This is a genomic window from Rhodoferax sp. GT1R46 (assembly GCF_056521285.1).
Genome location: NZ_JBWMBC010000003.1, coordinates 137,121 through 148,726, shown reverse-complemented (window position 1 = coordinate 148,726; position 11,606 = coordinate 137,121). Strand labels below are relative to the sequence as shown.

Annotated in this window: 7 protein-coding genes and 1 pseudogene; 1 reads left to right on the top strand and 7 read right to left on the bottom strand. The window is 62.1% G+C overall.

Annotated elements, in window-relative coordinates; all coding sequences use genetic code 11:
- Positions 1–12 precede the first annotated feature (12 nt).
- Positions 13–1,077 carry a ComEC/Rec2 family competence protein gene (locus AC097W_RS09275; RefSeq protein WP_479602218.1) on the top strand — a complete coding sequence of 355 codons (1,065 nt, stop codon included), beginning with the start codon at positions 13–15 and terminating at the stop codon, positions 1,075–1,077.
- Here the strand turns inward: AC097W_RS09275 and AC097W_RS09270 are convergent.
- The 7 genes and pseudogenes from AC097W_RS09270 to AC097W_RS09240 form a co-directional block, all read right to left on the bottom strand.
- Entirely contained in the window at positions 1,038–6,680 is a 5,643-nt protein-coding gene (locus AC097W_RS09270; RefSeq protein ID WP_479602217.1) for a CHAT domain-containing protein, read from the bottom strand. The genes AC097W_RS09275 and AC097W_RS09270 overlap by 40 nt on opposite strands.
- A complete protein-coding gene (locus AC097W_RS09265; RefSeq protein WP_479602216.1) occupies positions 6,677–7,594 on the bottom strand; it encodes an N-acetylmuramoyl-L-alanine amidase in 918 nt (305 codons plus the stop codon). Before AC097W_RS09265 ends, AC097W_RS09270 begins: the two co-directional genes overlap by 4 nt.
- A gap of 45 nt (positions 7,595–7,639) precedes the next feature.
- Complete coding sequence (locus AC097W_RS09260; protein WP_479602215.1) at positions 7,640–8,545, bottom strand: caspase family protein; 906 nt, start codon at positions 8,543–8,545, stop codon at positions 7,640–7,642.
- A gap of 102 nt (positions 8,546–8,647) precedes the next feature.
- Positions 8,648–10,201, bottom strand: a complete 1,554-nt coding sequence (locus AC097W_RS09255) for a hypothetical protein (protein WP_479602214.1) — start codon at positions 10,199–10,201, stop codon at positions 8,648–8,650.
- Between the two features lie 12 nt (positions 10,202–10,213).
- The gene (locus tag AC097W_RS09250; RefSeq protein WP_479602437.1) at positions 10,214–10,651 is read right to left on the bottom strand and encodes a class I SAM-dependent DNA methyltransferase; all 438 of its coding nucleotides are present in this window, start codon (positions 10,649–10,651) and stop codon (positions 10,214–10,216) included.
- Positions 10,652–10,664: 13 nt separating this feature from the next.
- Positions 10,665–10,946: pseudogene (locus tag AC097W_RS09245) on the bottom strand (tetratricopeptide repeat protein); the annotation flags it as partial.
- Between the two features lie 12 nt (positions 10,947–10,958).
- Positions 10,959–11,444, bottom strand: a complete 486-nt coding sequence (locus tag AC097W_RS09240) for an Hcp family type VI secretion system effector (RefSeq protein ID WP_479602213.1) — start codon at positions 11,442–11,444, stop codon at positions 10,959–10,961.
- Positions 11,445–11,606 lie beyond the last annotated feature (162 nt).

Here is an 11,606-nt window from a genome sequence, read left to right as displayed (position 1 = left end):
AAGGACGCTTTGATGTTCCGCATTCACATGCTGGCAGCTGACCACGGCGATTGTCTCTGGGTGGAATACGGCGACACCCATCCGCCCAAGCGCATTCTGATCGATGCGGGTACCGTTGGCACTTTTCCGCGCGCGCTCGCACCCAAAATCAAGGCAACAGTGGATGCCGAAGGCAGTTGCAAGTTCGAGCTGTTTGTCGTTACGCACATTGACGCGGACCACATAGGCGGGGCCATCGAGTTTCTCAAGCAGGCAGGAGCCAGTGGGGTTTCGATCAAGGAAATCTGGTTCAACGGCTACTTTCATCTTTCCAACACATCACCGTCGACCCTGGGTGCCAAACAGGGTGAAATGCTGACGCCGCTGGTGCAGAACGGCCCCTGGAAATGGAATAAACGTTTCAAGGACCTGGCGGTTATGGTGCCGGACACGGGGAAGTTGCCCACTTTCACCGTCTCGGGAATGAAAATCACGCTGCTGTCCCCCACATTCGACAAGCTCAAGAAGCTCAAACCCAAATGGGAGCAGGAGGTTCAAAAAGCAGGGCTGGTCCCGGGCCACGCGTTTGCACTTGCACAAGTGCTGCCAGACGGCTTTCTCGGCGGCAACGTTCAGGATTGGGCGGATACCCCCTTCAAGGAAGACGCGGCCGAGCCGAACGGCAGCAGCATTGCGTTTATTGCCGAGTTTGAGGGCAAGCGGGTGCTGTTCGGCGCAGATGCGCATCCGGGTGTGTTGCTTGCGAGCCTGAAGCGTGCGCCGCTGGGCACCGGTACCCTGGCTTTGAAGGCCTTCAAACTGCCTCACCATGCAAGCAAGAACAACGTGTCCAAGGAGATGATTGCAGCGTTCCCGGCAGAGCACTATCTGGTCTCGACGAATGGCCAGCAATTCGGGCACCCCGACGAAGAGGCTATTGCACGCGTGCTGACCGTTCGCAAGAAAGACGCGAAGACGCTCCACTTCAACTGTCCCTCCGACTTCAACGCGGTGTGGAAGAGCGCATCACGCAAGAACAACTGGAACTACGAAGCCAACTACGGCACCGCTGCTGCCGGCTGGGTGGTTGAACTGTAAGAACGCAGCACTTTCAGCAGTGCCTGCGCCGCCTTGGCTTCAGCGCTGGATCCGCCACTGAAATGCTGGAGTACGAAGCCCAGCTGGTCCGCCACCGATGCCCACATTGAGGGTGTTCCCGCACGGGTATGCAGATCCTCATACACCGCCAGAATGCCGGGCAACTGCAGGTCCAACTCGCGGTCGCGCGCCGCCAGTGCTTCGTAAACACTTAACTCCGGCAGGCCCACTACGCTCCAGAAATCAGGGTCGTCCAGCCGTTTGTGTTCCAGACTTTCACGGGCAAGCTGCAGACGTTCGGGCTCAAAGCCGGTCCATTCCGGTGATTTGGCGCGGCCGATCAGTTCGGCCGCCATCAGGTTCAGCGCCGGGTAAAAGTACTCCGGGTGTCCCGACTGTCGGGCCAGGGATTCGGAGACCCGGTAGTGTTCGGCCATGCTGTGAATGGCCTGTGCCTCGGCGCGTGGCCGCCGTGCACTGGCTTCGATCAGTGCCAACCGCTTGTACGCCGACCCCAGAAGGCTCTCGCGCTCAACCGTGGGTGCGAGGGTCGTGAGCGCCTGCAGCAGGGTTACGGCCGACTGGATTTCTGCGCGCCCCTGTGTCATCAGCTGGTCCAGCTCGGCCTTTGAAGTCCCTTTTTTGCTTTGTGCCTTCTCCACCCGGTCCCAGGCCAGACGCGCGGTGAGGTTGGCCAGCTCTTCGCCCGAGTTCATCGAGCCGCTGCCATCATTGGCTGCCATCACGTTGCCATACCACCGGATGGCACGCTCCGAGTCGCCCGCTGCCGCATAGGCCACGCCAAACGCTTCTGCCACGGCCCCCATACTTCCCCAGATCGCTTCAAAGCGCGCCTCCAGGTAGCGGATTTTTTCGATTTGCGTAGATGCTGTCGCACCCTGGGTGGTACTTTGCACTGCCAAGGTTTCCAATGCGAGCGTCAGAGCGACGGGCGACGCAATGCCAGAGAACTCATGACCCACCGGCGGCGGAGCCCGCTGGGTGTCGACCTCGTTGCGTTGCCACACCCAATCAGGGTCGCCATAGCACTGGTAAGCCGCCCAGGTATTGCCGCGCGGGTTGACCGCATAGGCCGCCATGCGACCGGCATGCACGGCATCCATGAAGCGCTGGCCAGTGAGGAGGGCGCGGTAGAAGGCGGTGGCAAACTGGTTTGCTGCGTCGTCTTCAACCGCCCAGCCAGCGGCCACGACACAACGCACACCGATGCGGATCAGCTGCTTGGCGATACCGGCGGCAAAGCTGGCGCGGTCGTATTCATGTCTGAGCAATTTGTCGGAGTCCGCGGCCAGGTGACAGCAGTTGAGGAATACCAGTTCGGGTACCACCCGCATGGCCTGCACTTCGCGGGGCCCCAGAAAGGTGCCGTCGCTCAACACGACTCCGCGCACCAGTGGTGGCTTGCCGTCGCGCTGCAACTCGGGCTCACCATGGCCGGCAATGTGAACAATGCGGTAGCGCTGTGCCAGCAGGGCGCTGGTCACCGTAGCGGCGTCCGGCCCCAAGCCGTCGTCGGGCGCGATCAGCGCGTGCACGCGCGAATCATCCAGCCCGAGTGGGCCACTCAGGGCGTCGCGCACAGCTTCGGCTTCTGCGCGGGCCGAGGGCAGAGGCGCATAGAGGGCCGGGTCGCACAGCGGCTCGCCAATCACCAGCACGCCATCCTCCAGGCGGGCATCACTGACCTGGGTTCTGAAGGTTACGGTGCGCAGCTTGCGCATCAGCTTGTTGCGAATCGCCCAGGGCGCGATCGGGCCACCGCGTCCGTCGTTGGGTGAATCCAGCAGTTCCCAGGGAATGGCTGCCGTTCCGTCGTCCAGCTCCAGCACCAGTTCGCTGGTGCCGCCCAGACTTGATTCCATTTCCACCGGAACCAGCAACTGAAACAGCGTGCGTCCGATTTCCTGACTTTGGCTGGCGTCATTGGAGGCCCGCCGCACCAGTTCACCCACCAGTCTGGCCTGCGTGGCTTGTGCGCGTAGCTCTGATCGCGCACGCATGGTGTCGAGCGTGTAGACAATGGTCGGCTCGCCGGTTTCGTCCTGAACCGTGACTGCGCTGATGAAGTCGTACGCGGTGCCCCGGTAGCCACTGTCGGGTGGGCGCCTGAGCGCACCGATGCCGGATCGGATGATCGGGCTGAGCACGAAGTAATCCGGTGATGCGGTTTCGAGCAGTTGCAGCGCGCTCCAGGCTTCGGTAGCGCGGCTCAGGTAGAGCTCAATCAGGTGCAGGTGGCTGACTTGGGGCCAGCCTCCCCGGGCAAGGGCCAGATTGGCTTCGCGTACGCCTTGGGCCACCGCCTGTGCCGACGTGGCGGCGTTGATGCCACTGCCGCCGCTGCCGATCAGTGTGGCGGCGAGTTCAAACTGTGCCGCACCCTCGCCAGGCGTTTCGGCCACACGCTGTGCCCATGCCAGCGTAGCCTGGCGCACCGTGTGGGTCAGCCCGGTGCTGCGCAGCTTGCCCTCTCCCCCCAGGCCCGCCACCACCACATGGGGTGGTCGTGGCAGGGCTAGCGGGCTTTCGGGATCCTGCCGGTTGTTCAGGAATATCTGGTGTGTGCCCGGCGCTTCGGGGTAGAGGCCCGCCGCCAGGGAGGCAGACATCACACCACCGATGAATCGGTCCACCACGCCTTCGCTGCCGGTCAACGTTGACGACACGTAATGGCCCAGCATCAAGGTGGTACTGACAAACTTCAGATTGACGTTTTGTACGCTGATGCGAAGCGCTGCGCGGGGGGGCGCGCCGTTGCCCATTGGCTCTTTTTCCGGCTCAAGCAGGTCGCTCAGGTCGGCCGGTGGCGGGTTGCCCGATCCCCGTTGCCGGGATGGGCGGCTGGGTACCAGTGGCGCCGCCGTTCCCCCACCGCCGCGCGCAACGGGCGCGGGGGATGCAGGCGGCAGACGTTGCGTGGTGCCTTGCTGAAGCAGCTCCAGGTACGCGTCAAAAGCGGTTTTTTCGTCAGCAAGGTCGCCGTGGGCACAATCCACCTGCCACGCGGGTACCCCTGGCAGCAGCGCACTTCCCAGAGTCACGCGGCCGTCGCCTGCGTCCGGTGCGTCGAGGTAATACAGGCCTTCCCGCTCATTCCATTCGAAACCTGTCGGCGTGAATCGGGCGTGGCCAACCACCATCACAACGCGATCCCTGAAAACCTCCAACGCTTTGCTGGCCTGCGCGTCAAGGCGCTGACGCAGAGCGATGGCCCGGTCCAGTGTTGTCTGGGTGGGAACACCCCAACGGTAGACCGTGCGCTGAGGTTCGTCGCTGTGCCACCAGTTGGTCTGGCGCACCGCTTCCAAATCCTGATCGGCAAGGGCCTGCCACCGCTGACTTTGTGAAAGCTTCAGCCCAGGGTCCAGTAGCCCAGCCTGCATTTGAATAAACCCTGGCATGTCAGCCATCATCTGGCGAGCCTGGTGGTCCTGAAACGGCAGTCCGAAGCCAATGAGTGCATTGCCGAAGTTGTCGTCCCCCGAGAGTACCTGCATTGGCGCAAATGAGCCGCCGTTGGGCGTACCCAGCATCAACAGGCGGGAGCCGGGTCGCTCCAGCCAGCGTTGCCATATGTCGGGTCGCTCCAGTTGCACCGTGCGGGCCACCAGTCCACCCATGGAGTGCGCCAGCAGCCGCACAGGCTGACCACTTGCAGCCCGCACGTTCATGGCCTCGTCCATGACCTTGGCAAGACGCTGCGCCTCCTGCTCAATAGGGCAGCGCCAGTCAAATGAAAATTCAATGACCTCGTGACTGTCCCCCAGATAACGCATCAGGTTGTCATAGGAGCGGCCGATGGGGCCGTCAGGCAACACGTTGGATGCGTTTTCCCGATAGGCCAAGCTCGCCAGCCCCCCCAGGATGCGCATGCTCAGCCATACCCGTTGGCCATCCACGCTGAGGTGGCTGCCCAGGATGCCCGGCAACAGAATCACGGCAGGCCGATCTGCAGCGGGTGGGCCGCCCGGTGCGCGCGGTCCACCGCGCAGACCATCGCTTGAACTGCCGGCCCAGGACATGGGCCCAATGGGAAGAAAGCCGTCCGGTGCGTCCTGCAAGAGGGCGCAGCAAATCGCCTCGGCCGTGCGCGCGTTGCTGAAGTAGTTGAAGTGGCTGACCTGGCCACTGCGTTCGAGCACGAAAATGGCCGAGGCGTGACCACCCGCCGGAGACCTGGGCGATCCGCCATACATAGAGCGCGTCTGCACCACCAGATCGTTGTCGGTCCAGAAAAAGGCATCGGCGAGCAGCGTCTTGACCCAATTGACGATGGAGTCGCCCTGAATGTCGCCTGCCACCACCCGTAACTGGCCGGGCAGGGGGGGCACGCCGGGACCCTGGGGTGCATGCAGCCACTGCACCAGAGGACTTTGCGGCGTCATGGCCTCCAGGCCTGGTAGCAGACTCGGGTCCGTGCGCTGGCTGGCAACTTCGGCTATGAAATCAACAATGGCGGGTGCTACCGGAATTTCGGCAAGCTCAAGCGACCATTTGAGAACCGACACGTAGGCGTCCAGCCGTCGCGAGGCCAGCAGTGTGCCGCGTGCCGGGCAGGCGACACGGACGATCCGCTCAATGCGGATGTCGCGCCCCTTCAACTCGGCTGCTAAATCACGCAACGCCTTGAGCTGGCTTTTATATGCAACAGGCCTGAAGGGTGCGAGCGACTCCTCATCCAGCTCGGGGTGGGCGCAGATACGGGCCAAAACCTCGGCGACCAGACCACCACGCGAGTGCGTCAGCAAGTGCACCCTTGCTCCATTGGGCAGCAGCCTGGCCAGCATCAACGCGTTGTCGACTGGACTGGCGGTGAGGGTTGGATGGTCGAAGCCATACACACGGTTCTCGTAATGCGCAAAAAGGTCGCGCACTTTTTGCGGATGACGTTGCCACAATTTGCCAAAGGTGCCTTGCGTCTCGGAGAAAGTTCCATGAATCAGTACCAGCAGCGGTGCGTCTGTACCGTCTGCAGGGGGAATGCGGTCGAGCCGCGTGGCGCTCCCCTTGAGTGGTGCGCCGAAGGCGCGTGCATGGAGCGGATAGACCCCGGCGTCCACCTGGCGGTCCACCCGCTCGGCGATCGCGCTGGCGGTGAGGCGGGCTGCGGGATCATTCAGCAGCCCTGTGACTACCTCCACGGCCGACAGCAAAACCGACCCCAGCCGCCCCCGCGTGGCGCTGCGAACCGCACCCGCTTGCTCCAGGCCCTGCCAGACCAGTTCGGTTGGCACGTTGACTTCATCGGGGCGATCCTCGTCGCCCATTCCGCGCCGGCGAATCCCGGACTGCGCCAGCATCAAATCGCGTGCGGTTTCCGGGTGCAGCATCAGCGATGGGCCGTTGGTGAGGTGAAGTACCACCGCGTCCAGCCCCGGCCGAGCAGTTATTCGTACCGAATTGCTGCTTCCCCGTTGCGCGCCCACCTGCACGCGCCGCGTCACTGTGCCACGGCGACCGAAGCCGGATGGTTGGGTCGTTGTTACTCCACCGCGTGTCGGACCTGCCGCAGGAAGCGCCTGACCACGGACAACGAAAGTGATCGGCTGGGCAAGGTGGGTCGATTTGGGGGCGGATTTCATCGAGGCGTCGCTGGCTTGCGCTTCGGTTTTGTTGCCGCGCTGGCGGTCTTCGTGGTTGAACTGCGTTGCGCCCTGGAGAGTGCCGCGGGTCCGCCACGGGTTGCAGGCTGCCGGGCGATGAAATCGTTGCTGACCCAGCCTTCGAGGTCGGTGGCGCCGACCACCGCAACCCGGCTCCACCGGTCCTGCGGTTCGAGCAAAATTAACTCCGTACCACGCTTCAGGGCTGGCGCGACCTTGTCAAATGCAGCCCCTGGTCCGCTGCGGATATTCAGGCTGGCGGCGGTCACCAGCATGCGCGGCATGACGTCATCCCCACGTCCCATGGCGCGGCTGCGCACCGCCGCAAGGGGAAATGCCGGTCCGGGGTCCACCTTGCGTCCGCGTGCCACATCTTCGTGGCCCAGCACGTCTTCAAGCCCGTAATGCGCCACCAGCAATTCGCAGAGCTCCAGTGCCCGTGCGATCTGTGCCTCCGTATAGGTGTGCCAGGGTTGCACACCACCGCCATGGCGGTGCTCGGCCAACTGCACTTCGGGGGGTGGATAGGTTTTGCCAAACCAGGCTGCAAATTGATCACCTTCCCGGTGCAGCAATCCGGCGTTGTCCATCTCGATTCCGATGGCGTAGTGGTTCATGCCGTCAAGCCCGTTCCACTGGCTGACCCCCGCATGCCAGGTTATGACGTTGAAGGGCGCCAGCTGAAAGACCCGGCCATCGCGCCCCAGAACAATGTGGGAAGACGCATTACCCTGAGGCTTCTTCGTGCACAGCGACTCCACTGAACTCTCCAGGGTTCGCCCAGCGGTGTAGTGCATGATCAAAAAACGCGGTTGCAGGGCCCCGCCTGTGTTCGGCGTCTGGCGAAACGTGACCCCCGTGCCAACCAAACGGTGATTCTTGATACTCAGCATGGCGATCTCCCGGTAGCGATAAACGGGCGACAGTCCCGAGGGGGCTCAGACCGTGAATGGCGTCTGCTTCAAGAACGGTACAGCCGCTCCCAGCGTAAAGAGGTTGGGTGATTGCGAGGCGGGCATACCGGCACGGATGCGTGCATAAAAGCTGGCATAGCTGCCACTGAAGGTGCCGTTGCTCCAGACCCGCAGCAGCTGTTCGGTGAACGCGCCATTGTGGTTGCCATCCATGGAAGACTGGTTGTCCTGGCAACCCGAAATCAGGATCACGGCGGGCTTGAATTGCTTGACCAGGGTGGACAGTCTGCTGCTAACGACGACGTTGGCCAGTGCCGTGTCCGGGTCCACAACGGCCTTGCCAGCGGCCTTGGCCACATCGTTCTGTAGCTTGTCGTAAAAGGCCTTGTGTTCGCTGTAGACGCGCATGCCGACGGCTGCCGGCATGAGCTTGGGCCGCTGGTCTGGCGTGGTGGGTTGGGGGAGGGCTGCGCGCACGACCGTACCACTGTGGCAACTGTCTGAAAGCACAAGAATGCGCACCCCGGCCTTGAACTTACTGAACTCGAAATACAGTTCATCGTCGATCAACTGGCCATCGAACAGACACCAGGTTTCGTCCTGCTTGTCTTCTTCTTCGCCACTGACATCGGGCAACTGGCCGCCATGGCCTGAATAGCTCATCAGAAAAAGGTCGCCAGCCCCCAGTGTTTTTGCCGCTTGCCGAGTGGCTGCAAGCACATTGGCACGCGTGCCCTTTTTGGTAAGCAGTACCGTGCTTTTCATGCCCTTTGATTTAGCGATGGCCGCCATGTCTTTGGCATCAAACTCGCAGGCGGAGAGTGGCCCGGTCCACCCGGAATAGGCTGCAGCGCTGACTTCATTGAGGCCGATGTGCAACGAAAGAGCCTGAGGCTTTTTTTGCGCGGTGACGGATGCCTTGCTGGTCATGATGTCCTCCCTTGCATATGCGTTTGATTGCTTGCAATTTTTTACAAATTCTCGACCTATCGCAGACGGGATGCAAACGGCAATATGTAAGTAAATGTAAATTTATCCCAGCAGTGCCGTCATGATCTCAGCGACTTTGCGCTGGTTCAGGCGCCCGGCTTCCACCCAGACAAAACGCCCGGCCAGTGCCTGTGCCACATCGGCTTGCGCGACGGCCTGCGCCGTGGTGGCGTCGTGCAGTAGCACGACGCGCCGCAAGTGCGGCACAGTCCCGAGTACATGCAATTCGTGACGGCAGCCCTGGTTCTTTGCCTGGAAGCCGCGCAAGTCCATCAGGACTACATCGGCCTGACCCACCAGGGCCATCAATGCCGCTTGCCAGGTGCTGTCAAAGCAATAGCACTCGTTGACACGGTACCGACCGTCCGGGTCGGGGGCGAGGTCGAATTCGCGGAGTCGTTCTGCTACTTGCGCCTCCGTCCCGATGAAGCGGCTGGCCAGGCGTCCATTGAGAAAGGTGAACAGATCGTCCGGGTCCAGCGTGCGGCTCAGCAGGTCGGTACCCGCAATCAGAACCGTGTTACCGCTGAGCCGCCAGCGTTCGATGACCCGGTCAAACAGGGTCTGTACCCTTGCGTCCTGCTGGAACACCCGAAGCACCAGCAGCGTGGGAGGCGCATCGCCCGGCGCGAGCCAGCCCCGCAACATCCAGCCTGCAACGGGCAGCCACAGCCCGGGTAACAGTTGCGTAAGTCCCAGCAATCCCGCGCCCTGCAGGGCGGGTAGCGCACTGGCCGCCAGCACCACGAACCAGTAGGCCGCCAACAGGTACCACAGGTCGGAGAAGCGTTTGGCCCGGTAGGCATTCGCCAGCGATCGGGCTAGGGCGTAGGCTGGCCACGCCAGCAGCAGCCAGGGCGCCAGTGCCATCAGCAGAATGGCTGGCGTGGCGCCTACCCAACCTACCAGTCCGATGACCCAATAGGGAGGGTTTGCCGCACCCGCAGTCAAAATTTGTAGCGCCACCACGGAGGAGCCTGACAACACCAGAAATATGGGCAGCAAATAGGGTGCAACGGCGCGGATACGTCCGCTCGCACCAATCACCAGTGTGACGGTGACCGGAATAACGACCAGGCCACCAAGCCATTGCAGGGATGAGGCAAGCGGCTGGTGCGCGATGGATCGCCACGTTACCAGGGCCAGCATCAGCAGGAGGTACAAACCGATGGCACCCAGGGTGCGCAACCAGGACCAGCGCCGCAGCAGGCCCCAGGTCAGCGCCATGGGCCATGCATAAACCAGGCCGAGCGTGAGTGCGCGCCCCAGGGTGAGCAGCGCCTCATCGTAAACAAAAAGCAGTGCCAGAACTGACTGGGTGATGCCAATGAGCAGGCTGAGCCCGCTGAGCGCCAGGAGGTAGCGCCAGCTTGCGCGGCGGTTGGCTGAAATATCCAGAACGGCCTCGACCCGCCGCGCTACTGTTGTTGCCATAGCATGACCCGCTGCTATTCTTGTGGCTTCGGGCGTCGGACCACCGCGCATGAGTGCGAGCATCTGGCGCCGGTACAGGCCCGCCACGATCCAGGATGCGGCTGCAGTCAGTAGCACGCCCACCATCAGCGCAAAAAAGATCGGCCCTGATTCAATTGGCATGGCGTTTTACCTCTAGGAACGACTCGCTTGCTGACTGGCGCGCGCAGGCATCGTTGCCGTGACCAACCAGCCCGCCACGGGCTGGCCAGCCTCCTGACGCAAAACATCCGGCGTGCAGTCGGCATATCGCCCGGTGGGCCGAAGCCGATAGTCGCTGAACTGGGGCTGCAGCGCGCGGAAGTAGCACAGGGTGTCTGCGCAGGCCACGAGATGGCGCGCCATGGGCCTGAGTCCTGGCCCACACAGTCCGGTACCGCATCCCAGATCGGCGATATCGAGTGCTGCCAGACCGTTGCCACGGTGGGCCATGAGCGCGTTTGCGACCAGCTCCGGTGCGCGGTAGGCCAAGCCTTGCAATTTTGCTTCGAACTGCGGCGCAAAGCTGTCGAACACGGTCTCGATACAGGCGTCCGATGCACGTGCAAGGGGTGTCGTGCGCCAATGGGTCAATCGCAGCCATTTGGTGCAGCGCCACCGGGTTATCCGGTTTCTGTGCCAGCCATTCACGGTACAGTTTGGCGGCCTCGTCGTTCTCACCCAGCATCACCAATGCACGCAGCACCTGCTCGCGTGCCTGAAGGTTGCGCGGCCAGAGGGAAATGGCGCGGCTATTGGCCAGTAGACCCTGATGACGGAGCAGCACCCCAAGAAAATGAATGGCGTCAGCGTGGTGGGGCTGGCCCTTCAGGACGCATTGGAGGGCCTCAACCGATAGACCTGTCTCGCTCCCGACGTCGGGCACCATGGTGCATGGGACTCAGTTCACCACGTTGGTTCTGGTGTTCCAGTCGAACGTTACCGCCGCGCCCAGCGCGCCGTTGGCGGTGGCGGGCTGGTAAGCGAAGGTTATTGAACCGTAGGACAAGGCTACTTCTTCAGAAATATCGCTACCTTCGCCACAACTGGAATGCACGGATGTGACGGATACTTCTTTCATCGTGACCTTCAGGAAATCCTTCTGACCCTCGCCAGCCTTGCGGGCTGTCAGGACGGCGGTTTTGATGGTTTTTCCGGAGGCCGCGTTTTTTGCCAGTAACGGTGACGCTTTATCGTAGTGGTGTACCACGCGAAACTGCTCGGGGATTGTTTTGAGTTTGGCGGATCCAGCTCCTGTCGCTGCAGGGCCTGCTGCGGACTGGGCGAGCCCCCAATTCCAGGACAGCACCTCGATTTCGCCTTTATGGTCCACCGAGGTCGACTCGCCTTCAATGCCGTCGAATTTGATGTGAGTGTCGACCGCCATGGTTTCCCTCCGGGAAGTAGATTCAGACGACAGGGACGACTCGTACGCCCCCCTCAGCGATCACTATGGCACAGAGAATTCAATAATGCAAAAGGAAAATTTTGAGTATGGCTGCTATTCAATTAATAGCTTCTTGCGCAATGATTCCGCGGGCTTCGGCCC

Bases quoted from the DNA above. Each gene is read 5' to 3' on its own strand.
- AC097W_RS09265 (WP_479602216.1), bottom strand. From the start codon at position 7,594: ATGCTGAGTATCAAGAATCACCGTTTGGTTGGCACGGGGGTCACGTTT.
- AC097W_RS09255 (WP_479602214.1), bottom strand. From the start codon at position 10,201: ATGCCAATTGAATCAGGGCCGATCTTTTTTGCGCTGATGGTGGGCGTG.
- AC097W_RS09240 (WP_479602213.1), bottom strand. From the start codon at position 11,444: ATGGCGGTCGACACTCACATCAAATTCGACGGCATTGAAGGCGAGTCG.
- AC097W_RS09270 (WP_479602217.1), bottom strand. From the start codon at position 6,680: ATGAAATCCGCCCCCAAATCGACCCACCTTGCCCAGCCGATCACTTTC.
- AC097W_RS09275 (WP_479602218.1), top strand. From the start codon at position 13: ATGTTCCGCATTCACATGCTGGCAGCTGACCACGGCGATTGTCTCTGG.
- AC097W_RS09260 (WP_479602215.1), bottom strand. From the start codon at position 8,545: ATGACCAGCAAGGCATCCGTCACCGCGCAAAAAAAGCCTCAGGCTCTT.